25 protein-coding genes are annotated in these 22,802 nt (G+C 58.3%); 17 read left to right on the top strand and 8 right to left on the bottom strand.

From position 1 onward, the window contains the following. Window positions 1-45: 45 nt before the first annotated feature. Window positions 46-1,116 carry an alanine racemase gene (alr, locus tag GSR16_RS17015; protein WP_159879460.1) on the bottom strand — a complete coding sequence of 357 codons (1,071 nt, stop codon included), beginning with the start codon at window positions 1,114-1,116 and terminating at the stop codon, window positions 46-48. Between the two features lie 116 nt (window positions 1,117-1,232). Here alr and GSR16_RS17010 point away from each other — a divergent pair, with 116 nt between their 5' ends. Beyond that, window positions 1,233-1,862 carry a DedA family protein gene (locus tag GSR16_RS17010; protein ID WP_159879458.1) on the top strand — a complete coding sequence of 210 codons (630 nt, stop codon included), beginning with the start codon at window positions 1,233-1,235 and terminating at the stop codon, window positions 1,860-1,862. Window positions 1,863-1,923: 61 nt separating this feature from the next. Here the strand turns inward: GSR16_RS17010 and GSR16_RS17005 are convergent, their stop codons facing one another. Then, the gene (locus GSR16_RS17005) at window positions 1,924-2,250 is read right to left on the bottom strand and encodes an FKBP-type peptidyl-prolyl cis-trans isomerase (RefSeq protein WP_089083143.1); all 327 of its coding nucleotides are present in this window, start codon (window positions 2,248-2,250) and stop codon (window positions 1,924-1,926) included. A gap of 246 nt (window positions 2,251-2,496) precedes the next feature. Here GSR16_RS17005 and GSR16_RS17000 point away from each other — a divergent pair, with 246 nt between their 5' ends. Further along, window positions 2,497-3,192 carry a DUF2189 domain-containing protein gene (locus GSR16_RS17000; protein WP_240902527.1) on the top strand — a complete coding sequence of 232 codons (696 nt, stop codon included), beginning with the start codon at window positions 2,497-2,499 and terminating at the stop codon, window positions 3,190-3,192. 10 nt (window positions 3,193-3,202) lie between these two features. Beyond that, window positions 3,203-4,156, top strand: coding sequence for a D-2-hydroxyacid dehydrogenase (locus tag GSR16_RS16995; RefSeq protein ID WP_159879454.1), 954 nt, complete (start codon window positions 3,203-3,205; stop codon window positions 4,154-4,156). A gap of 72 nt (window positions 4,157-4,228) precedes the next feature. Here the strand turns inward: GSR16_RS16995 and GSR16_RS16990 are convergent, their stop codons facing one another. Next, on the bottom strand, window positions 4,229-4,708 hold the full coding sequence (locus GSR16_RS16990; RefSeq protein ID WP_205677454.1) for a DUF1841 family protein: 480 nt from the start codon (window positions 4,706-4,708) through the stop codon (window positions 4,229-4,231). Between the two features lie 58 nt (window positions 4,709-4,766). On the opposite strand from GSR16_RS16990, the gene GSR16_RS16985 reads away from it, so the two are divergent. Next, window positions 4,767-5,261, top strand: a complete 495-nt coding sequence (locus GSR16_RS16985; protein ID WP_159879452.1) for a glutathione peroxidase — start codon at window positions 4,767-4,769, stop codon at window positions 5,259-5,261. Window positions 5,262-5,388: 127 nt separating this feature from the next. On the opposite strand, the gene trmB is transcribed toward GSR16_RS16985, so the two are convergent. Both trmB and GSR16_RS16975 read right to left on the bottom strand, forming a co-directional pair. Next, window positions 5,389-6,069 carry a tRNA (guanosine(46)-N7)-methyltransferase TrmB gene (trmB, locus tag GSR16_RS16980; RefSeq protein WP_159879450.1) on the bottom strand — a complete coding sequence of 227 codons (681 nt, stop codon included), beginning with the start codon at window positions 6,067-6,069 and terminating at the stop codon, window positions 5,389-5,391. A gap of 36 nt (window positions 6,070-6,105) precedes the next feature. After that, entirely contained in the window at window positions 6,106-7,023 is a 918-nt protein-coding gene (locus tag GSR16_RS16975) for an SDR family oxidoreductase (protein ID WP_159879448.1), read from the bottom strand. 41 nt (window positions 7,024-7,064) lie between these two features. On the opposite strand from GSR16_RS16975, the gene GSR16_RS16970 reads away from it, so the two are divergent. The 6 genes from GSR16_RS16970 to arcC all read left to right on the top strand — a co-directional run bounded on the left by GSR16_RS16970 (window position 7,065) and on the right by arcC (window position 13,932). Next, the gene (locus GSR16_RS16970) at window positions 7,065-8,099 is read left to right on the top strand and encodes a CDP-6-deoxy-delta-3,4-glucoseen reductase (RefSeq protein ID WP_159879446.1); all 1,035 of its coding nucleotides are present in this window, start codon (window positions 7,065-7,067) and stop codon (window positions 8,097-8,099) included. Window positions 8,100-8,354: 255 nt separating this feature from the next. Next, window positions 8,355-8,492 (top strand): DUF3149 domain-containing protein, encoded by a 138-nt coding sequence (locus GSR16_RS16965; RefSeq protein WP_082086308.1) that lies wholly within the window; start codon window positions 8,355-8,357, stop codon window positions 8,490-8,492. Window positions 8,493-8,867: 375 nt separating this feature from the next. Next, complete coding sequence (gene arcD, locus GSR16_RS16960; protein WP_159879444.1) at window positions 8,868-10,307, top strand: arginine-ornithine antiporter; 1,440 nt, start codon at window positions 8,868-8,870, stop codon at window positions 10,305-10,307. A gap of 77 nt (window positions 10,308-10,384) precedes the next feature. Next, window positions 10,385-11,620, top strand: coding sequence for an arginine deiminase (locus tag GSR16_RS16955; RefSeq protein ID WP_159879442.1), 1,236 nt, complete (start codon window positions 10,385-10,387; stop codon window positions 11,618-11,620). Between the two features lie 91 nt (window positions 11,621-11,711). Then, window positions 11,712-12,722, top strand: coding sequence for an ornithine carbamoyltransferase (locus GSR16_RS16950; protein ID WP_159875327.1), 1,011 nt, complete (start codon window positions 11,712-11,714; stop codon window positions 12,720-12,722). A gap of 265 nt (window positions 12,723-12,987) precedes the next feature. Then, window positions 12,988-13,932: a carbamate kinase gene (gene arcC / locus GSR16_RS16945; RefSeq protein WP_159879440.1), complete on the top strand. Its 945-nt coding sequence runs from the start codon at window positions 12,988-12,990 to the stop codon at window positions 13,930-13,932. 111 nt (window positions 13,933-14,043) lie between these two features. On the opposite strand, the gene GSR16_RS16940 is transcribed toward arcC, so the two are convergent. Continuing rightward, entirely contained in the window at window positions 14,044-15,081 is a 1,038-nt protein-coding gene (locus GSR16_RS16940; RefSeq protein ID WP_159879438.1) for a patatin-like phospholipase family protein, read from the bottom strand. A gap of 212 nt (window positions 15,082-15,293) precedes the next feature. Here GSR16_RS16940 and GSR16_RS16935 point away from each other — a divergent pair, with 212 nt between their 5' ends. Next, a complete protein-coding gene (locus tag GSR16_RS16935; RefSeq protein WP_131355748.1) occupies window positions 15,294-15,632 on the top strand; it encodes a PadR family transcriptional regulator in 339 nt (112 codons plus the stop codon). Next, window positions 15,629-16,459, top strand: coding sequence for a DUF1700 domain-containing protein (locus tag GSR16_RS16930; protein WP_159879436.1), 831 nt, complete (start codon window positions 15,629-15,631; stop codon window positions 16,457-16,459). Before GSR16_RS16935 ends, GSR16_RS16930 begins: the two co-directional genes overlap by 4 nt. Window positions 16,460-16,532: 73 nt before the next feature. Here the strand turns inward: GSR16_RS16930 and GSR16_RS16925 are convergent, their stop codons facing one another. After that, window positions 16,533-17,090, bottom strand: a complete 558-nt coding sequence (locus GSR16_RS16925) for an adenine phosphoribosyltransferase (protein WP_159879434.1) — start codon at window positions 17,088-17,090, stop codon at window positions 16,533-16,535. Window positions 17,091-17,190: 100 nt separating this feature from the next. Then, window positions 17,191-18,489 (bottom strand): NCS2 family permease, encoded by a 1,299-nt coding sequence (locus tag GSR16_RS16920; protein ID WP_159879432.1) that lies wholly within the window; start codon window positions 18,487-18,489, stop codon window positions 17,191-17,193. Between the two features lie 167 nt (window positions 18,490-18,656). Here GSR16_RS16920 and gmk point away from each other — a divergent pair, with 167 nt between their 5' ends. The 5 genes from gmk to GSR16_RS16895 all read left to right on the top strand — a co-directional run bounded on the left by gmk (window position 18,657) and on the right by GSR16_RS16895 (window position 22,762). After that, window positions 18,657-19,286: a guanylate kinase gene (gene gmk, locus GSR16_RS16915; protein WP_159879430.1), complete on the top strand. Its 630-nt coding sequence runs from the start codon at window positions 18,657-18,659 to the stop codon at window positions 19,284-19,286. Between the two features lie 69 nt (window positions 19,287-19,355). Next, entirely contained in the window at window positions 19,356-19,562 is a 207-nt protein-coding gene (rpoZ, locus tag GSR16_RS16910; protein WP_089083916.1) for a DNA-directed RNA polymerase subunit omega, read from the top strand. A 23-nt stretch (window positions 19,563-19,585) separates the two neighbouring features. Further along, entirely contained in the window at window positions 19,586-21,742 is a 2,157-nt protein-coding gene (locus GSR16_RS16905; protein ID WP_159879428.1) for a RelA/SpoT family protein, read from the top strand. Between the two features lie 2 nt (window positions 21,743-21,744). Next, a complete protein-coding gene (thiS, locus tag GSR16_RS16900; RefSeq protein WP_159879426.1) occupies window positions 21,745-21,945 on the top strand; it encodes a sulfur carrier protein ThiS in 201 nt (66 codons plus the stop codon). A 22-nt stretch (window positions 21,946-21,967) separates the two neighbouring features. Further along, window positions 21,968-22,762 carry a thiazole synthase gene (locus GSR16_RS16895; RefSeq protein WP_240902526.1) on the top strand — a complete coding sequence of 265 codons (795 nt, stop codon included), beginning with the start codon at window positions 21,968-21,970 and terminating at the stop codon, window positions 22,760-22,762. The last annotated feature ends 40 nt before the right edge of the window (window positions 22,763-22,802 follow it).

Below are 22,802 nucleotides of genomic sequence, written 5' to 3'. Positions count from 1 at the left end.
GAAAAGCCGCTGTGTGATACAGCGGCTTTGTCATGCCTGCGGGTTTTAGATCAATTGACGCGGTACGCGTGGGGCGATGGCACACATCAGCTCATAGCCAATGGTGCCGGCAGCGGCTGCCACTTCTTCAATTGCCACGTTTGGCCCCCACAGCTCCACCCGGCTACCTATGGTTGCATCAGGAATGTGGCTGAGGTCGATGGCCAGCATGTCCATGGAAACCCGACCCACGGTGCCGCTGCGCAGGCCGTCTACCATGACCGGGGTGCCATTGGCGGCAATGCGCGGGTAGCCATCAGCATACCCACAGGCGACGATACCGATGCGCATGGGCTTGTCGGACTGGAAGTTGAGCCCGTAACCCACGGTGTCACCCGTTTGTAGCTGCTGGATGGCGATGATGTCCGCGCTCAGCGTCATGGTTGTTTGCAGGCCCAGCGCGGCAGCATGGCAGTCGGCAAATGGCGAGCAGCCGTACAGGGTAATGCCGGGCCGCACCACATCACCGTGGGTGTGCGGGTGGCGGAAGACGGCGGCGGAGTTTGCTGCGCTGATCGCCAGGCCGCTGGCCGTGGCGACGGGGGCAAAGCGTTGCCACTGTGCCGTCACGCCACGGTCATCATCGGCCGTGGCAAAGTGGGTCATGATGGTGCTCAGCCGGGCCTGCGGCAGTGCTTGCAACTGGCGGATCACCGCCGGGGCCTGTTCGGGGCGAAAGCCCAGCCGGTTCATGCCGCTATTGATCTTGAGCCACACCTCAACCGGCTGCTGCAGGGAACCTTCCTGCAGCCAGGCAATCTGGTGAGGGGAGTGAATGGCACCGGCAATGCGGTATTCTGCCATGGCCTCCACTTCTGCCCGGTCAAACGGGCCCTCCAGCAAGGTAATGGCTTGCTGGATGCCGGCCTGGCGCAGGGCGATGGCATCTTCGATATTGAGCAGGGCAAATCCGTCGGCGATATCGGCCAGTGCACTGGCACAGCCAAGCGCGCCATGACCATAGGCATCGGCCTTGATCACGGCCAGTGCCTGGCGGCCAGCAGCATGTTGACGGGATTGCAGGTAATTATGGCGCAGGGCGGAATGATTGATTTCCACCCGTATAGGGCGTGTCATGTCAAGAAAGGATAAGGTCGAGGTGTGCTATTATAAGCGCCCGATCATGCACTCGGACAATCAGCCCGTGGCCAAATCTTGTGACAGGACAAGACTGTGCCGGTCGGCGGAGCACTATGGACATACTGCAGATACTTCTCGATTTCTTTACCGGTTACGGTTATGTAGCAGTCTTTACCGTATTGCTGGTATGTGGTTTTGGTGTGCCGATTCCGGAGGACATTACTCTGGTGGCTGGCGGCATCATTTCCGGCCTTGGCTATGCTGATGTGGACATCATGTTCCTGGTGGGAATGGCCGGGGTACTGGCCGGCGATGGCATCATGTTTGCTGCCGGACGCTTTTATGGCCACAAGGTGCAGCGTTTCCGTCCCATCGCCCGCATCCTCACGCCCGAACGCTTTGAGGCCGTACAGGAAAAGTTCGAGAAATACGGTACTTGGGTGTTGTTTGTCGCCCGTTTCCTGCCGGGCTTGCGCTCACCCATCTTCATTACCGCAGGCATGACCCGGCGCGTCCCCTATTGGCGCTTCCTGCTGATGGATGGTTTTGCTGCCTTTATTTCCGTGCCGGTCTGGGTTTATCTTGGGCATTACGGAGCAACCCAGCGTGAATGGCTGATGCACATGGTGCATCGTGGTCAGATGGGCATTCTTTCCGTTGTTGGCGTGTTGCTGGCTGTGCTGGGCATTCTTTACCTGTGTAAGCGTAAAAAGTGCTGTGCGGATTCCGGGCTGAAGAAATAAGCTGGTCATTGAAATAAAAAAGCCACCGCGACGGTGGCTTTTTCCATGTGCGCAAGCCGGATCAACCTACCTGCAGCAGTTCCACTTCGAATACCAGGGTGGCATTGGGCGGAATCACGCCACCGGCACCACGGGCACCGTAGCCCAGTTCTGCCGGAATGGTGAGCTTGCGCTTGCCCCCCACCTTCATCCCGACCACGCCCTGATCCCAACCCTTGATCACATGGCCGGCACCCAGCGGAAAACTGAAGGGCTGAAAGCGATCCTTGCTGGAGTCGAACTTGCTGCCGTTGGTCAGCCAGCCGGTATAGTGCACGGTAACTTCCTGGCCGGCGACAGCCTCGGCACCTTCGCCTACGGTCAGATCTTCAATGATCAATTCGCTCATCTTGTGTTCCTTGTATCTGGTTCAAGCAAGGCGTCATTGTACCAGCAGCTACCGTTATACGGCCTGGTGGCTAAATTCTGTCATTTGTATTTGACAATCAGTGGCTTATAAAGAATTAACTGTCTGGTTTACCCACCCACCACCAGAAGGGGATTCGTCATGGATATCACCCACGGCACATCCCGGGAGCACCCGGTTGTTCATCATGTCGCAGTTTCCCAAACCATAGTCTGGCTGCAGCAGGGCATGAAAGACCTGCGCAAGGCACCAGCCGATGCCATGTTCTATGGCGCGGTCTTTGTCCTGATGGGATATCTGTTGATTACTTACTTCGACAGCGCCCCACAATTTGTGCTGACCCTGTCCACGCTGTTCTTGCTGGCCGGGCCGTTTCTGGCCATTGGTCTGTATGATCTGGCACGGCAGCATGAAAACGTCTTTGCCCAGCAGCGTGTCAATCTGTGGCACAGCATGACCGCATGGCGGGTGAACATGCCCGGCTTTACCCTGTACGCAGCCTTGCTGGCGCTGATGGTATTTGGCTGGTTCCGGGTATCGCTGCTGATGTTTGCGCTGTTCTTTGACACCGCAGGCCTGCCATCGCTGGATAGTCTGCTGGTCAATGCCCTGCTGCCGGAAAACATGACCTTCCTGCTGGCTTATTTTGGTGTCGGCTTCTTGTTCGCCGTGGCAGTGTTTGCGCTCAGCGTGGTGGCGATTCCCATGATGCTGGATAAAGATGTGGACACGGTTACCGCCATGATCAACAGCGTGCAGGCGGTGTACAAGAATCTGCTGACGATGGCGGTATGGGCCGTTATGATTGTGGCTCTTACTGCAGTGGGTTTTGCCACTTATTTCATTGGCCTGATCGTTATCATGCCCGTGCTTGGGCTGGCCAGCTGGCATGCCTACCGCGCCATGATTTCTTACGAAAGCTGACGCCAGACAGATGAGCCAACCATCCATCGTATTTCTCGACCGGGACAGCCTGCCTGTCCCGGTTCCCGTATTTCCGTTTGCACATCAATATCGCGAAATCGCCGCCACCACACCGGAGCAGATTGTCCGGCATGTGGGGGATGCCGATATCGTGATCACCAACAAGGTGCCGTTCAGCCGGGAAACCCTGCTGCAGCTGCCCAGGGTGAAGATGCTGGCCGTGGCTGCCACCGGCTACAACCATATCGATGTTGCCACCTGTCGCGAGCAAGGCATTGCGCTGGCGAACATCCGCCATTACGGCGATGAAACCGTGGCCGAGCATGCCTTCACCCTGATGCTGGCCCTGATGAAGAATCTGCCGGCCTATCAGCGTGATGTCGCTGCCGGGGTATGGGAGCAGGCCAAGCAGTTCTGCCATTTTGGCGCGCCCATTCGCGACCTGAAGGGCGCAACCCTCGGCATTCTTGGTGCCGGTGGCATTGGCCAGGCGCTGGCCGAACGTGCTCGCGCCTTTGGCATGCATGTGCAGTTTGGTGAGCGCAAGGGTGTCAGCACGGTACGGGAAGGCTATGTCAGCTTTGATCAGCTGCTTGCCAGTTCGGATGTACTGTCCTTGCATTGCCCGCTGAACGATGAAACCCGCAATATGATTGCCCAGCCGGAGCTGATGGCAATGAAGCCGGGTGCCATCCTGATCAATACCGCGCGTGGCGGGCTGGTGGATGAAGAAGCGCTGGTGGCGGCGCTCAAATTTGGCCAACTGGGTGGTGCTGGTTTTGATGTGCTGAGCACCGAGCCGCCATCGGCAGGCAATCCGCTGCTCAAGGCCCGTTTGCCACACCTGATTGTCACCCCGCACATCGGCTGGGCTAGTCAGCAGGCGATGCAGCGTCTGGCACAGCAACTGGTGGACAATATCGCGGCCTTTATTGCCGGTAAGGAAGCCCACCGCGTGGTGTGAGGCGAGGGGTGTGCGGGCATGAAAAAAGCAGGCCATTGCGGCCTGCTTTTTTGCTGTGATCACCGGGTGAACTCAGTCGGGAATATCGTTGGGGTTGATGCGTGGGGTGTCCTCTTCCCCCATGCCTAGCTTGCCGCGCACACAGGAAATGTAGCGGTTGACGTCCGGGCCGCCGCCATAGCGCTGCGCATGCCAGATCATCTCCCCCAGACACTCCATCATCTCGTGCTGGGCACGGTGCTCATTGCCATGGCGCAAGGCCAGCTGGGCATATAGCGAGCGGATGCCGAAGGGCTGGTCGATGGAGCGCTGCTCCTCGATGGCCACATGCAAACCCATATGCAGGAAGGGATTGGTTTCGCCCATTTCCGGTGTCCATTCCTGCTCCAGATACTTTTCCGGATGATTCAGGATGGAGTGGTACTCAGGGTGGTCTATAAGAATGGAAAGCACGATCTTTTCCAGATCGGTCAGCACGCTGCCGGTCTGGTGCTTTTTCCAGGTGTCGAAGAAGAAGCCGCGCGCATCCTGGCGGCTGGGTGAAAACAACATGCGCAATACCTGAGTAGGTTTCTCGGATAAGCCCCGATTATACGGAAGGGAACCCACCATGACCACGCTTTACGATTTTTCCATGCCCCTGCCGGATGGCAGTTCCATGGCGCTAAGCACCCTGCAGGGCCAGGTGGTATTACTGGTGAATACGGCAAGTGAATGTGGCTATACCCGGCAATATGCGGGCCTGCAGGAATTGCATGACAGCCTGTCTGGCCAAGGTTTGCGGGTGCTGGCGTTTCCCTGCAACCAGTTTGGCGGGCAGGAACCCGGCACCGATGCCCAGATCGCCAGCTTCTGTGCCAGCCGCTTTCAACTGAGCTTGCCGCTGTCGGCCAAGGTGGAGGTGAATGGACCGCAGGCGCACCCGTTGTGGCGCTGGCTGACCCAGGCAGATAGCGCGCATCCTCATCCGGTGAAATGGAATTTCACCAAGTTTCTGCTGGATGGCAAGGGCAGGGTGGTGAAGCGCTTCGAGCCGGCAGTGGCGCCGCATGAGCTGCTGCCGGACATCGAAGTCTTGCTGGGCAGGCGCGCCGCCGCCGACTGAAACCGGTCTGGTTTAGAACCGCTAACAAAACCTCGTAGAGAACCCGGGCCAAGGCGCGCCGCCGCAGACAGTACATGGAGTACGGCAAGGCGGCGCAACGCTGGAGCGGGGGTTTTGTTCGCGTGGCTTATTTGCGGCGAAAGATGATGTCCCACACGCCGTGGCCCAGTTTGATGCCACGGGCTTCAAACTTGGTCAGCGGGCGGTAGTCCGGGCGCGGCGCATAGCCATCTGCGCTATTGGCCAGATCGCTGTTGGCACTGAATACTTCCATGATCTGGATGGCGTAGTCTTCCCAGTCGGTGGCGGCATGCAGATAGCCACCTGGCTTCAGCTTTTTCACCAGTTTTTCCACCAGCGCTGCCTGAATCAGGCGGCGCTTGTTGTGGCGCTTCTTGTGCCACGGGTCGGGGAAGAAAATGTGCACGCCGTCCAGGCTGCCATCGGCCAGCATGTTATCCAGTACTTCCACCGCATCGTGACGGATGATGCGCAGATTGCTCAGCTCTTTTTCAGCAATCAGCTTGCACAGATTGCCCACGCCCGGGGAATGCACTTCCACGCCCAGATAGTCGATAGCGGGATTGGCCGCGGCGATTTCGGCGGTTGCACCACCCATGCCAAAGCCGATTTCCAGCACCTTGGGTGCCTGGCGGCCAAAAGCCTGCTCCAGGTTGATGACGGTTGGCTGATAGTCGATGCCCCATTTGGGCATGCCCTCGTCCATTGCGCGTTGCTGGCCTGCAGACAGATGTCCCTGACGCAGCACAAAGCTTCTGATGGCGCGCCCGAATGCCGGATTTTCCATGTGATTCAAACAGATAATTGCGGGAAGACGCGCATGTTACCGAATCTTGCCGGCCTTAGCGAGTGCCACGCTCTGCCAGGCCGGGTTTGCCGCCAGTTGTGCGACAAATTCGCGTGCCGTGGGATAGCGCAGCGCCACGCCCAGCTCTGCCAGGCGCTGGTGGCGAAAGCGGCGAGACTCGGCCATGTAAGACCATAAAGCCGGGCTGACGGCGGCCTGCACCTCGGCCCGGCTTAGCCGTGGCGGCAGTGGCAGGGACAGCGCATCAGCCAGCATGGCGTACCAGTCGGTAATGGTGAGCGGCTCCTGGTCGCAGGCATTGTACACACGGATGCCGCCACGGTTTTGCTGCAGGCTGGCAATACACAGGCTGGCCAGGTCGTCGGCATGGATATGGTTGCTGAAGCTGTCTTCCTCGGGCCGGATCAGCGGTGTGTTTTGCACAAGACGGGTCAGCGGCAGGCGTTCCAGTGCATAAATTCCCGGCGCGCGCAGAATGCTCAGCTGGCTGCCATGGCGGCGGGTAAAGGCTCGCAAGACGTTTTCTGCATCCAGCCGACGCCAGGCGCGCTCGGTTTGCGGCATGGGAGGCGAACATTCATCCAGCCAGTCGCCAGCGCTATTTCCATACACGCCAGTAGTGCTGATATAGCTAATACGCTGTGGTATCCTGTCGGCTTTTGCCAGTGCGTACAACAACTTGCGCGTGCGGCTGTCGCGCATTCCGCTGGCAGGTGGTGGGGCAGTTATCCACAGGGCATCGGCCTGACCGGCCAGCCGCTCCAGGCTGGCGGCATCGTCCAGATTGGCCATGATCGGGATGGCACCGCCCGCGCGGGCCGTTTCTGCCGCTTGTGCGTGATGTGCCAGAACCAGCACTTTCCAGTGCTGCACGAGTAGGGGCAGGGCCCGTCGGGCGACATCACCCATGCCTGCAATCAATAAAGTACGCATAGGCTGCATCTTACCGAGATTTGGAATAATAAAGGTACCCAATGACTTCCCAGGTCAAAGTGCTCCCGAGCGGGCATACGTTCAGTGTTGAAGCGCATGAAACCATTCTGGAAGCGGCTTTGCGCCAGAATGTCGGTCTGCCTTATGGCTGCCGCGATGGTGCCTGTGGTGCCTGCAAGGGCAAGGTAGTAGAGGGTGAGGTTAGCCAGGATGGCTATCAGGAAAAAGCCCTGCCGGAAAGCGAACGCATCCAGGGCATGACCCTGTTCTGCTGTGCCCGCCCGCAAGGCGATATCACCATTGAAGCCCGTGAAGTGGCCGGTGCTGGTGACATCCAGATCAAGACCCTGCCGTGCCGCGTGGAAAGCATGGTCAAGATGCACGATGTGGCCGTGCTCAAGCTCAAGCTGCCGGTATCCGAGCGCCTGCAGTTCCGCGCCGGTCAGTACATCGACATCCTGATGAAGGATGGCAAGAAACGCAGTTTTTCCATTGCCAACGCCCCGCACGATGATGCCTTCCTGGAGCTGCATATTCGCCACCAGCCCGGCGGCAGTTTCTCCGACTATGTGTTCAGCCAGATGAAGGAGCGCGAAATCATGCGCTTCAAAGGCCCGATGGGCTCTTTCTTCCTGCGTGAAGATTCGGACAAGCCCATCATCTTCGTGGCCAGCGGTACCGGTTTTGCTCCGGTCAAGGGCATTATCGAGCATGCCATCCATCACGGCATCCAGCGCCCGATGGTGCTGTACTGGGGCGCACGTACCAAGGCCGACCTGTACATGGCCGAACTCGCCGCCAGCTGGCAGGCTGCGCATGCCAACATCACCGTGATTCCGGTGTTGTCGGAGGCGCTGCCGGAAGACGAATGGCAAGGCCGCACCGGCTTTGTACACCAGGCGGTGCTGGATGACTTTGCCGATCTGTCCGGCTACCAGGTGTATGCCTGCGGTGCGCCGGTGATGGTGGAATCCGCACATCGCAGCTTCATTGCCGAGCGCAAGCTACCGGAAGATGAGTTCTTCTCCGATGCCTTCTTCCTGTCCAAGGACATGGGCGGCAACAAGCAGCCCTGATCTGCTTGCCAGCCGCCATCAATCAGCCCCTGCAATGCAGGGGCTTTTTCATTGCTGGTGACTACTGTGTGAGTTAGCGCCATCGGGTCGCAATGACTGCGGCTATGGCATCTTTTTGTTTTTGTGGCACTTTCCATGGGCAAATGTGCCGTAAACGGATTGTTGATTTGCATCAACATCCACAATTTTTGTAGGGTTATTATGACCGTCGACTAATCAATCAAGGCGGCAAACCGCCAGCTAGAGGAGTGAGAAATGGAACTGCTGGGTCAACTTCTTTCCGACGATGTCGGTGTTCTGGGTTTGGCAACCATTGTCTTTGCTACCGTGGTGGTATGCGGTGTGATCTTTGTCATTAGCCGCAAGGTGAAAAACGCTGGGCCGAATGACTGAATCAGTTTGATTGTGGTGTAAGTCTAGATTTCCTCTTGATGTGTGTGTTGGTGGATACGGTGGTGGGCCGTATCCATTTTTTTTGCCCATTACCCATATGTGATTGATTGTTTAATCAATAGCTGTGAATTATTGCTAATAAAGCATGGTTGTAAATTTATAAATTCAATTGGGATAAATTGGGCTAACTACCTATAACCCAGCCATCTTGTTTCCTGTTGTCCGGCAGCATCCTTTTTTTCATTTGATCCTGGTCAAACATCTGTTTGTGGTTTCTGGAAGCCTTGCGCGTCCATCACTATCATTACATCAACGAATTAGAAATTAATAATATACAGATAGTTTTCAGATCAATGTATTTCACGGAGAACGAAAATGTCCACTGAAACGGAAGTACAAGGTGGAGGAGCACCCAAACTGAAACTGGGTGCGCTCACCGCACTGGTAGTGGGTTCCATGATTGGTGGCGGCATCTTCTCGCTACCGCAAAACATGGCGGCAGGTGCCGGTGCCGGTGCCATCATCATTGGTTGGGCCATCACCTTCCTTGGCATGCTGACACTGGCATTTGCCTTCCAGATGCTGGCCAACCGTAAACCGGAAGTAGAAGGCGGGGTTTATGGCTATGCCCGGGCTGGCTTTGGTGACTACATGGGCTTCAACTCGGCCTGGGGTTACTGGATTTCAGCCTGGATCGGTAACGTTTCCTACTTTGTCGTGATGTTCTCGGCACTGGGCTTCTGGTTCCACGCTTTTGGTGACGGCAACACGCCAACCGCCATCATCTGTGCCTCGGTGCTGTTGTGGGGCCTGCATTTCCTGGTACTGCGTGGCGTACATGGTGCGGCCTTCATCAACACCATCACCACCATTGCCAAGCTGGTACCGCTGGCCCTGTTCATCGTACTGGTGGTGTTTGCCTTCAGGATTGACACCTTCAATCTGGATTTCTGGGGTAATCCGAAACTGGGTTCGATTGTCGATCAGGTGAAGAGCACCATGCTGGTGACCGTGTGGGTATTCATCGGTATCGAAGGTGCGTCGATGTTCTCTGGCCGTGCCGAGAAGATGAGTGATGTGGGCAAGGCTACCGTAGTCGGTTTCCTGCTGACCATCGCCCTCTTGGTTGCCGTGTCGGTACTGTCGCTGGGCGTGATGACCCAGCCCGAGCTGGCCGCCCTGAAGAACCCGTCTACCGCCTATGTGCTGGAAAAGGCCATTGGACCCTGGGGTGCCAACATCATGAACGCCGGCTTGGTGATTTCGGTGGGTGGTGCGCTGCTGGCCTGGACGCTGCTGGCTGCTGAAGCGCCTTACCTGGCCGGTAAAGACGGTGTGATGCCGCGTATCTTCGGTACCACCAATGCCAATGGCTCGCCTGCTGCCTCGCTGTGGCTGACCAACGGTCTGATCCAGCTGTTCCTGGTCATCACCCTGTTCAGCTCGGCCGGTTACCTGGCACTGCTGTCGCTGGCCACCTCGATGATCCTGATTCCTTACCTGTTGTGCGCCGTGTATTCCTTCATGGTGGCCCAGCGTGGCGAAGGCTATCAGGCAAGTGAAGGCAAGGGTCGTGACCTGAGTATTGCCGGTATCGCCAGTGTGTACGGTGTATGGCTGATCTACGCCGCTGGTGTGAAGTACCTGTTCTTGTCGATGGTGCTGTATGCCCCGGGCCTGCTGTTCTACCTGTGGGCCAAGAAAGAACATGGCGAGAAGCCGTTCAAGGGTGCTGAAGCCGTACTGGCCGCCATCATTGTGGTACTGGGTGTGATTGCAGCCTACGAGCTGTTCACCGGCCAGCTCACCCTCTAAGACAAGACAACAACATTTCTGAGGAGCGCCTCAAGGGTGCTCCCCGACTCCCTTACCTGAATTGAAGGAGTTTGATCATGACCAACAAATTTGGTGTTCATTCCGAATGCGGCAAGCTGCGTAGCGTGATGGTGTGCCGTCCGGGCCTGGCCCACAAACGCCTCACCCCCGACAACTGCCACGACCTGCTGTTTGATGACGTGATCTGGGTGGAACGCGCCCAGAAAGACCACGCCTACATGGTTGAACAGATGCGCGCCCGTGGCATCCATGTAATCGAAGCCCACGACGCCCTGGCCCAGGTGCTGGACGACAAGGCCGCCCGCAGCTGGCTGCTGGACCGCAAGGTCAAGGCCGACAACGTCGGTATCGGCATGCTGACCGACCTGCGCAGCTGGCTGGACGAAATGCCGTCCACCCAACTGGCCGAACACCTGATTGGCGGCATCGCCAAGTTCGAACTGCCGTTCGACCCCAAAGGCCTGTTCGGCGGCTATCTGGACCAGTCCGAATTCGTCATTCCGCCGATCCCGAACAGCCTGTTCCAGCGCGACCCGTCCTGCTGGATCTATGAAGGCGTGACGCTCAACCCGATGTACTGGCCGGCCCGCCGTCAGGAAACCCTGATCCTGCAAGCCATCTACCAGCACCACCCGTACTTCGCCGGCAAGGTCAACGTATGGTGGGGCGATTGCGACAAGAACCACGGCCCGGCCACGCTGGAAGGCGGCGACGTGATGCCGATCGGCAACGGCGTGGTGCTCATCGGCATGGGCGAACGCACCAGCCCGCAAGCCGTGGTGCAAGTGGCCAGGAACGTGCTGGGCAAGCAAGGCGGCGCCACCCGTGTGATTGCCTGCCAGATGCCCAAATCGCGTGCCGCCATGCACCTGGACACCGTATTCAGCTTCCTGGATATCGACCTGCTGTCGGTATTCCCGGACGTGGTCAACGACATCGTCTGCACCAGCATCTACGCCGCTGACAAGGAAGGCGAAATCCGTTTCGAACGCCACGACGGCGTACCGTTTACCGAAGTGGTACGCCAGGCACTGGGCCTGAAGGAAGTCCACATCATCCAGACCGCCGGCGATGCCTACCAGCGCGAACGCGAACAATGGGATGACGGCAACAACGTGGTGGCCCTGGACCGCCGCGTGGTGGTGGCCTACGACCGCAACACCTACACCAACAAGCTGATGCGTCAGCACGGCGTGGAAGTGATCGAGATTCCGGCCTCCGAACTGGGCCGTGGCCGTGGCGGTGGTCACTGCATGACCTGCCCGATCATCCGTGACGAAGTGAAGATTTAAACCGCTGCACCCGCAGCACACCAAGCACATCAATATCGCCCGGTGGCGACGGCCAAGCCCGCCACCCGGCACCGAAACAAGGAGTGTTACCATGGCCTTCAATCTGCGCAACCGCAACTTCCTCCGCATGCTGGACTTCACCCCGCGCGAAATCCGCTACATGCTCGACCTGGCCCGCGACCTGAAACGCGCCAAGTACACCGGCACCGAACAGCAACACCTGAAGGGCAAGAACATCGCCCTGATCTTCGAAAAAACCTCCACCCGCACCCGCTGTGCGTTCGAAGTAGCCTGCTACGACCAGGGTGCCAACGTCACCTACCTCGGACCGTCCGGCTCGCAGATCGGTATCAAGGAATCGATGAAAGACACCGCCCGCGTGCTGGGTCGCATGTATGACGCCATCGAATACCGTGGCTTCGACCAGGACATGGTGGAGAACGAACTGGCCAAATTTGCCGGCGTCCCGGTGTACAACGGCCTGACCGACGAATGGCACCCCACCCAGATGCTGGCCGACGTGCTGACCATGTGGGAAAACAGCGACAAGCCCATCTCGCAAATCAGCTACACCTACCTGGGCGACGCCCGCAACAATATGGGCAACTCCCTGCTGGTGATTGGTGCCAAGCTGGGCATGGACGTCCGCATCGGCGCCCCGAAACACCTGTGGCCGACCGACGAACTGGTAGCCGAATGCCGTGAAATCGCCGCCCGCACCGGTGCTCGCATCACCCTGACCGAAGACGCTGCTGAAGCCGTCAAGGGGACTGACTTCATCCATACCGACGTCTGGGTATCGATGGGCGAACCGGCCGAAGTGTGGGCCGAACGCATCCGCCTGCTTAAGCCTTACCAAGTGAATGCCGCGCTGATGGCTGCTGCACAGAACCCGCAAGTCAAGTTCATGCACTGCCTGCCGGCCTACCACAACAGCGAAACCAAGGTCGGCAAGGAAATCGCCGCCCAGTACCCGGACCTGGCCAATGGCATTGAAGTGACCGAAGACGTGTTCGAAAGCGAAGCCTGCATTGCCTTCGAGCAAGCCGAGAACCGCATGCACACCATCAAGGCCATCTTGGTAGCGACGCTCGGAGATTAAGCCTGAGGCATCGTGGCAAAGCCCTACGACTTTGCCACACCGCCAGTGCCTGAAGTCTGACAGCAACACCGTTTCACCCACCACGACGACACCCCCTTGAAGTCGTGGCGGCGGAATCCGCACCCCCTCACTCAGGCGGATTCCACCCTCCGGCAGGTCATCCCCCGGTGACCTGCCGCCCCATCCGACACACACCGGCCTGCCACAGGCAGACCGGCCACGCCACTGTCCCGACCGCGCGGACAGGGCCAGAAAAGGAAACATCATGCGAGTCGTCGTAGCCCTGGGCGGCAATGCCCTGCAACGTCGTGGCGAAGCCATGACCGCTGACAACCAACGCGCCAACGTCAAGGTGGCCGCCGAACAACTGGCCGCCGTCACCCGGCTGGGCCACAACCTGGTGATGTGCCACGGCAACGGCCCGCAAGTAGGCTTGCTCGGCCTGCAAAACGACGCCTACGCCCGCCACGTCGACGGCAAGGTCACCCCCTATCCGCTGGATGTACTGGGTGCGCAGACCGAAGGCATGATCGGCTACATGATCGAACAGGAACTGGGCAACGTGCTGCCGTTTGAAGTGCCGCTGGCCACCATTCTGACCCAGACCGAAGTCGACGCAGCCGACCCGGCCTTCCAGAACCCCACCAAGTTCGTCGGCCCGGTATACAGCAAGGAAGAAGCTGAAGCGCTGGCTGCCAGCCACGGCTGGACGGTGAAAGCCGACGGCGACTACTACCGCCGCGTGGTACCCAGCCCGAAACCGAAACGCATCTTCGAACTGCGGCCCATCAAATGGATGATCGAAAAAGGCGCGGTCGTGATTGCTGCCGGTGGTGGCGGCATCCCCACCATGTACCAGGGCGACAAGCTGGTGGGCGTGGAAGCGGTGATCGACAAAGACCTGGCCTCCGCCCTGCTGGCACGCGAAGTGGACGCAGACTACTTCGTCATCGCCACCGACGTGAAGAGCGTGTTTGTTGGCTGGGGCACCCCGGAAGCCAAAGCCATCCGCCACGCCCACCCGGACGAAATGGACAAGCTGGGCTTTGCCGCCGGTTCGATGGGCCCGAAAGTGGAAGCCGCCTGCGAATTCGCCCGCCTGACCGGCAAGCGTGCAGTGATTGGCGCGCTGGAAGACATCGAGAAGATCGTCAAGGGCGAAGCCGGCACCATCATCTCCACCGAGAAGACCGGGATCGAGTGGTACTGAGCCAGGGCGCTGAAACACCTGCTGCTGCGTTGCGACGTCGGCTGAGGGGCAGGTGAGGTGTGGATCAACAAGGGCTGCTGCGGCAGCCCTTGTTGCATTGCGGCGAAAGAATCAGGCCAGGCCCAGTTCGGCGGCATGGTCGCGGCACAGCGCCTGTCCGGCGGCATAGCCGGCCTGGTACATCTGCGACAGGTTGGAATAGGACCAGTCCAGTTCCTGCTCACGCTGCTCCGGACGGATGAACTGGTCGTAAGCCACACGCAGCAACTTGGTGCGCGGCTTGCCCTCGGCATCCTTGTTGTGCAGGGCCTCGAACAGCTTCAGGTCATCACGGGCAATTTCAGTCAGCGGGGTGATGATGGACTGCACCCAGGCGTCGTACAGGTCACGCGGCGGATGCAGGATCTCTTCGCTGCCCAATACATCGAACACCACGGTGGTGTCGATATGAGGGTGATCCTGGAACAGGCGCTTGAAGTTGAGGGTGTCAATGGCAGCGCCTTCGATGTAGTAATTGTCATCCAGCAGGTAGGGCGGGTAGATCAGCGGGAAGGACAGGGCGGCCAGAAAATGTTCATGGGTGATTTGCTGCTTGTCCCAGCAATCCATGCGCTTTTGGCTGAGGTTGTAAGCATTCAGGTAAAACTGCGGCTTGATGCTGGCCAGTTTGCTGAAGTCCACCACTTGATCGATAAACGGCACATGGGCGCACAGGCCCTGGCTTTGGGCGTTCAGATCGCTAGGGCAGAGTGTAGCCATCAGCCAGCTGCTCCAGTCGGCAGCCAGACGCTGCAGCGGCCCCTGGTCAGCCTGGGCCTGGATGGCTTGCAGTAACGGGTTGGCTTGCTGCCACTGTCGCCAGATGTCGGCCAGCGGCCCCGGTTTGTTGAACACCTTGAAGTTGATGGGGAAGGCGGAGTAAAGCGCATCGGCCACCCCCATGTCGGCCAGTTTTTCCAGTGCGGCTTTCGGGTCTTGCCCTTTGGCAGCGGTATAGAGCAAGCCGACAATGGCACCCGCGCCCGAGGTGGAAATGATGTCGAACTCCACGCCTGCTTCGATGAATGCCACCAGCGAACCTGCCATCAAGGTGGCGTTAGGGGCGCCGCCGCCCAGTACCAGCGCCAGCGATTTCTTTTTGCTGCTCATGTTTGCCACTCCTGCATGGAAAATAATACGGATTATGCTTTATGAATTGTGAATTTTCTTGTTGTTATACAGATAATTCTTAGGAGGGGCTGTCTGGCTAGCTACGTGGTTTTACCATGTACCTTGCAATACACAATAGCTGGGACTAGAATCCGGTCTGACCTTGCATTGGGCACGCCAAACTATCGTGCAATGCAAGGTAGGGGTGAAACATGAAAACACAATTGAAGAAGGGCACGCTGGACATGTGTGTGCTGGCTGCACTGGCGGCGGGAGACAGCTATGCCTACGAATTGGTGAGCATCCTGTCGCGCAGCATGGAGGTGAGTGAGGGAACCATGTATCCCCTGATGCGCCGTCTGCAGGCCGAAGCCTGGGTATCGACTTATCTGGTGGAGTCGGCCAGCGGGCCATCGCGCAAGTACTACACCTTGACGGCAGAAGGCCGACGCCAGCTGGCATTGATGCAGCAGGAATGGCAGGAGTTTGTCGGCGATGTAAACAGTGTGTTGCAACTGGCCGCAGGCCGGGCCACGGGAGAAACAGCATGAACCAGCAAGAATTCATCCGTCAGTTGCAGGACGCACTGGCGCGACTGCCACAGCAGGAAAAACAGGAAATCATCGCCGATTATCAGGAATATTTCTGCGATGGACTGGCCGCTGGCCGTAGTGAGGCAGACATTGCCGCAGGCCTGGGGGACCCGCAGCAACTGGCACGGGAACTGATGGCACGCCATCATATTGCCCGCTGGGAAGACCGCAAGACGGTCGGCAACCTGTTTGCCGTGGTGGGGGCCATTGCCGGTATGGGCCTGCTCAACTTCCTGTTGGCTGTTCCCTTCCTGTTTTATCTGTGGATGCTGACCATGGCGGCACTGGCTTCCACCGGCATCCTGATTGGCGGTCTGGTGCTGTTTGGCACACTGGCGTGCAATGAGCTGTTCGGCTGGCCGGCCATTCACGAATCGCGTGATGTACGGGCCATCTGGTCGGATTTTGCCCAGGGCGGCCCGGCGGGTAACATCCACATTCGTGGCAGCAACGGTGAAAGTGTGGATGTGGTGCGTGAGGCATCGTCTGGTCGGGCTAGCATTCACATCCAGTCCAGCGATGGTGTCGTCAGTCTGGCGCGCGATAGCAGCGAAGCGCTGGGGCAATTGCATATCCAGGATGAGGAAGGGCAGGTAGATATTGGCGGCCTGGACTGGGGCTTGAGCCGCCATGGCATGCTGCTGACCGGCTTGCTATTGATGGCGCTGGGTGGTGGTGGCTTGTTTTTGTGCTACTTGCTGGCGCGCTGGACCTGGCGCGGTCTGTTGACTTACGGTCGTTACCAGTTGGAGCTACTGGACAAGGCCCGAGGGCATGATGACTAATTGGTAAGTTGGCCTGAAGTTAAAACGGACCCGCTGGGGTCCGTTTTGTCTGCCTGCTGATGGTGCGTTGTGCTCAGTGGCCTTCATAGGAGCAGACGGTGAAGACATCCAGACCGCTGTCGCGTACCAGCTTGCCGCCACCCAGCTCTGGCAGTTCGATGATGGCTGCCGCTTCCAGCACGTCTGCGCCCAGCTTTTTCAGCAGGTTGTAACCGGCCATCATGGTGCCGCCGGTGGCCACCAGATCGTCGATCAGGATGACGCGGTCACCCGCCTTGCAGGCATCGGTGTGGATCTCCACCGTGGCATTGCCGTATTCCAGCTCGTACTCTTCCGCCACGGTGGTGAAGGGCAGCTTGCCCTTCTTGCGGATGGGCACGAAGCCGACATTCAGCTCGTAAGCCAGGACCGAGCCGATGATGAAGCCACGTGCGTCCAGCCCGGCAATCAGGTCTACCTTTTCCAGCATGTAGCGATGCACATAGATGTCGATCAGCATGCGGAAGGTTTTCGGGTTTTGCAGCAGCGGGGTGATGTCGCGGAACATCACGCCCTGGCTGGGCCAGTTGGGCACGGTGCGAATCCAGCCTTTCAGATAGCTGGAGTAGTCGAGATTGCTGAGATTTTCCATGGCGCTATTGTACTTTCAAATGAAGCGACCGTGTTTGCTGTCGCACAAAGCAAAAAGGCCCGCCGCACCACGCAGCAGGCCTTGAGTGACCGGGTCAGGATCAGGCAAAGAATGCCAGCTTGAAGATCCACAGCGCGGCAATCACCACGACTGCCGGTTTCAGGTCGGCAAAGCGGCCAGCCAGAATCTTGATCACAGCATAGCTGATGAAGCCGAAAGCAATACCGTCGGCAATCGAGAAGGTAAACGGCATGGCCAGTGCAGTCATCACCGCAGGGGCGGACTCGGTCAGGTCGCTCCAGTCGATTTCCGCCAGGCCGCGTGCCATCAGCACGGCAACATAGCACAGGGCCGGTGCGGTAGCGTAGGCCGGTACGGTCTTGGCCAGCGGAGAAATCCACAGGCAGGCCAGGAACAGGATGGCCACCACGGTGGCGGTCAGGCCGGTGCGACCACCCACGGCGGTGCCGGCGGCGGATTCGATATAGGCAGTGGTGGAGGAGGTACCCATGATGGCACCGGCGGTGATGGCTACCGAGTCAGCCAGCAGGGCGCGCTTCAGGCGCGGCAGCTTGCCGTCCTTGTCCAGCAGGCCGGCGCGGTGCGACACACCCACCAGCGTGCCGGTGGTGTCAAACAGGTCGACAAAGAAGAACACGAAGATCACACCCACCAGGCCGGCGCTCATGGCACCGTGCAGGTCCATCTTCATGAAGGTGGGTTCCATGCTCGGTACCGGAGCGAAGATGCCTTCAAACTTGGACAGGCCCAGCGCGATGGACAGCGCGGTCACCACCAGAATGCCGATGATGATGGAGCCTGGTACCTTGCGGTATTCCAGAGCCACAATCAGGAAGAAGCCCAGAATGGCCAGCAGCGTGGTCGGGTTGTGAATATTGCCCAGAGTCAAGTAAGTTGCCGGATGGGCGGCGATCACGCCAGCGTCCTTCAGCGCGATGATGGCCAGGAACATGCCAACGCCAGCAGAAATGGCAAATTTCAGCGAACGCGGGATGGCATTGACAATAGCTTCACGCACCTTGAACAGGCTGACGGCCAGGAATACGATACCGGAAATGAATACCGCACCCAGTGCAGCCTGCCAGGGGATCCCCATACCCTTGACAACGCTGAAGGTGAAGTAGGCATTCAGACCCATGCCCGGTGCCAGTGCCATCGGGTAGTTGGCAACCAGGCCCATGATGGCAGTGCCAAGCGCTGCGGCCAGGCAGGTAGCCACGAAAACCGCATTCAGGTCCATGCCGGTGGCAGACAGAATCAACGGGTTTACCAAGATGATGTAAGCCATGGTCAGGAAGGTGGTGAAGCCGGCAATGACTTCGGTTCTGACCGAAGTGCCGTGTTCCCTCAGCTTGAAAAAGCTTTCCAGTAGTTGCATGACAGAGATGCTCCGAGCCTTGTTATGTATTGGATAAGACGCAGGATTTTACTTCGGTGTGAAGACAAATACCTAAATCTTGACATGAAGATACTTTTGCACTTAACCGGAAAAGCAGTCTGTGGTATTCTGAAAAATTACTCTTTCTTTGGCAGGATGTACGATTGATGAGCAAGGCAGTCGGGAACATCTATATCGTGGTTGCCCCGTCCGGGGCTGGAAAAACCTCGCTGGTAGCTGCTTTGCTGCAGGCCGAGCCCACGGTTGAGCTGTCTGTTTCCTACACCACGCGTGCTGCACGCACTGGTGAGGAAGACGGCAAGCACTATCATTTTATTGATCATGCTGCCTTCCAGTCCATGATTGCTGCCGGTGATTTTCTGGAGTATGCCGAAGTGTACGGCAACTTCTACGGCACCAGTGTGCGCTGGCTGCAAAGCCGGCTGGAAGCCGGGCACGACATCCTGCTGGAAATCGACTGGCAGGGCGCGGAACAGGTACGCAAGGTATTTCCTGGTGCCGTGGGCATTTTCATCCTGCCGCCGTCCATCGAAGAACTGGAGCGCCGCCTGCGTGGCCGCGGCACTGACAGCGAAGAAGTGATTCTGCGCCGTCTGGCTTCTGCCCGTTCGGAAATCGACAAGGTCGCCGAATACGATTACATCGTGGTGAACGACGATTTTGAACGTGCTCGCGTCGATCTGATCAGCATCTTCCGGGCTCGCAGATTGCGTGCTGCGGTACAAACCCAGCGTCTGGCTCCGGCTCTCGCCCGCATGGGCGTACAGCACGGCTAGCACGCATTGGTTGCTTCGGCAAAACTCGATATAGTTAACCGCATCGTACTAATTTACGAAAGAAATCACATGGCCCGTATTACCGTAGATGATTGCCTGGACCGTATCCAGAACCGTTTTGACCTGACACTGGCCGCAGCTTATCGCGCCCGCCAGGTGGCTTCCGGCGCAACATCCTTTGTGGATGCCGGCCGTCACAAGCCGACCGTGGTTGCGCTGCGTGAAATCGCAGCCGGCCATGTCGGCCGCGAAGTGCTTACCCGCAACAAGGGTTGATCCGGGTGCTGGCGGAGCGAAGCATGGAAACCGGTATTGAGAACGCCATCGATTACAACGCATTGATCGAACGCGAAGCGGCAGCCTTTTTTGAAGCGGCAGGCCGTTATCTCAAACCGGAAGACGTGCAGTTGCTGCGCCAGGCCTTTGAAGTCAGCCGCGAGGCGCACGAAGGACAGACCCGCAAGAGCGGCGAGCCCTATATCACACACCCGCTGGCGGTTGCTATCATGCTGACTGACTGGCGGCTGGATGTGCAGGGGCTGGCGGCTGCACTGCTGCACGATGTACTGGAAGATACCGGCGTCACCAAGCCCACACTGGCCGAGAAATTCGGCAAGGTGGTAGCTGACTTGGTGGATGGCCTGTCCAAGCTGGAAAGGCTGGAATACCAGACCAAGGAAACCGCCCAGGCGGAAAACTTCCGCAAGATGGTGCTGGCCATGGCGCGCGACATTCGCGTCATTATCGTCAAGCTGGCCGACCGCCTGCACAATATGCGCACGCTGGACTCCATGCGCGAGGACAAGCGTCAGCGCATTGCGCTGGAAACGCTGGAAATCTACGCGCCGATTGCCAACCGCATCGGCCAGAACAAGGTTTATCGCGAACTGCAGGACCTTGCCTTCAAGCATCTGCATCCGCATCGCTACAGCGTATTGTCCAAGGCGGTGCGCGCCGCACGCGGCAATCGCCGCGAAGTGGTCAACAAAATTTTGAAAACCGTCAGCCAGCGGCTGGTGGAAAGCAATATCGAAGCTACCATCAAGGGGCGCGAGAAAAACCTGTACAGCATCTACAAGAAAATGCAGGAAAAACACTTGTCGTTTTCCGAGGTGCTGGATATCTACGGTTTTCGCGTGGTGGTGAATGACATCCCCAGCTGTTACCTGGCGCTGGGTGCGCTGCATAGTCTGTACAAGCCCATTCCGGGCAAGTTCAAGGATTACATCGCCATTCCCAAGGGCAATGGTTACCAGAGTCTGCATACCACTTTGTTTGGCCCTTATGGCACGCCGGTGGAAATGCAGATTCGCACCCGTGAAATGAACGGGGTGGCCGAAGCCGGTGTGGCTTCGCACTGGATGTACAAGAGTGGCAATGCCGGTATCAACACGGCGCAGCAGCGTACCCATCAGTGGCTGCAAAGCCTGCTGGACATGCAAGAGGAGAGCGATGATGCTGTCGAGTTCCTCGAACACATCAAGATCGACCTGTTCCCCGACGAGGTGTATGTCTTTACTCCCAAGGGCAAGATCATGGTGTTGCCGCAAGGCTCCACGCCGGTGGACTTTGCCTATGCGGTGCATACGGATGTCGGGCATCGCTGCATTGCTGCCCGTGTCAATCATGTATTGATGCCGCTGCGTACCGTGCTGCGCAATGGTGATACGGTTGAAGTCATCACGTCTACCCAGGCCAAGCCCAATCCGTCCTGGCTCACTTTCGTGCAAAGTGGCCGCGCGCGTTCCGGTATCCGTAACTATCTTAAGAGCCTGCAGCGCGAAGAGGCTTCCACTCTTGGCGAGAAGCTCCTCAAGCAAGCTATTGGTGCGCTGGCGGTATCACCCTTGCTGCTGGATGATGCGCTAAAAGCCGAGTATATGGCGGTACATGGGGATAAACTGCAGGGCTTTGGCGAGGTGCTGGCCGAGATTGGTGCTGGCAAGTTGCTGCCCATCGCGGTGGCGCGCCGTCTGGTCGAGCTGGCTGGCGAGCGTCTGGGCGAAGATGTGCGGGTAGGGCCGGTCACCATCCGTGGTAATGAAGGCGGCACCGTGCAGCTGTCCAGCTGTTGCAATCCTTTGCCGGGTGATGAAATCCTTGGGGTGATTACCAAGGGGCAGGGGCTGGTGATTCACCGCGTCAGCTGTCCGAATGTGCAGAGGGTCGATCACGACAAGCTGCTGAACGTTAACTGGGAAACCCAGCGCGATCGCATGTTTGGTGTCAGTGTCAGTGTGCTGGCGCGTAATGAACGTGGTGCGCTGGCCGATATCGCCGCTGCTATCTCGCAGGCCTCGGCCAATATCGAAAGCGTGGATACCCAGGACACCCACGTGGGCGACGGCTTCATCCATATTCATTTCCGCTTGCAGGTGGAAAGCGTGGATCACCTGTCCCGCGTCTTGAACGAGGTGCAGAGCCTGGTGGTGGTGCAGCGGGCGGAGAGGAGATAATCATGCGTTTGCGCATCAATGGCGAGTGGAAGGAATTTGCCTTGCTTGCTTCGGTGGCGGATCTGGTTCCGGTGCTTGAGCTGGCGGGCAAGCGCGTTGCTGTCGAGCTTAACGGACAAATCGTGCCTCGCAGTCAGCACGGCAATGCGGTGCTGAATGATGGGGATGAACTGGAAATCGTAGTGGCTGTCGGCGGTGGCTGACGGAATGGCAAAGGAGTGGAAGGTGCAGGATCAACTGGTCATCGCAGGCAAGGCTTATAATTCCCGTTTGCTGGTAGGTACCGGCAAATACCGTGATTTCGAACAGACCGCACAGGCGCTGGATGCCTCGGGCTGCGATATCGTCACGGTTGCCATTCGTCGTGTCAATCTGGGCCAGAATGCCGGCGAACCCAATCTGCTCGATTTTTTGCCGCAGAACCGCTACACTCTGCTCCCCAATACGGCGGGCTGTTATTCCGCCGAGGATGCCATCCGTACCTTGCGCCTGGCGCGCGAGCTGCTGGATGACCATCGCCTGGTGAAGCTGGAAGTGCTGGGTGACTCCGGCAATCTCTTCCCCAACGTCAAGGAAACCCTGAAGGCAGCCGAAGTGCTGGTGGCCGAAGGCTTTGATGTCATGGTGTATACCTCGGATGATCCGATTATTGCACGAGAGCTGGAACAGATAGGCTGCTGCGCCATCATGCCGCTGGCCAGTCTGATCGGCTCCGGCATGGGCATCCTTAATCCGTGGAACCTGAAGCTGATCATCGAGCAATCCAGTGTACCGGTGCTGGTGGATGCCGGGGTGGGTACCGCCTCCGACGCCGCCATTGCCATGGAACTGGGTTGCGATGGCGTGCTGATGAATACCGCGATTGCCGCTGCCGGCAATCCGGTCATGATGGCACATGCCATGAAACTGGCTGTCGAAGCAGGCCGTGCCGCTTACTGTGCGGAACGGATGCCGAAACGTTTTTATAGCGCTGTACCAAGTTCTCCTAGTGAGGGGGTGATTTCTTCTCGCAAGCCGTGATGCACAAAAGCGCCACAAAAAGCTTGCTGGGAATGCTTCA

This window comes from Aquitalea denitrificans, assembly GCF_009856625.1.
Classification (GTDB): Bacteria; Pseudomonadota; Gammaproteobacteria; order Burkholderiales; family Chromobacteriaceae; genus Aquitalea; species Aquitalea denitrificans.
Note: the sequence above shows the minus strand (reverse complement) of the source record. Positions and strands in the feature narration are given on the sequence as shown.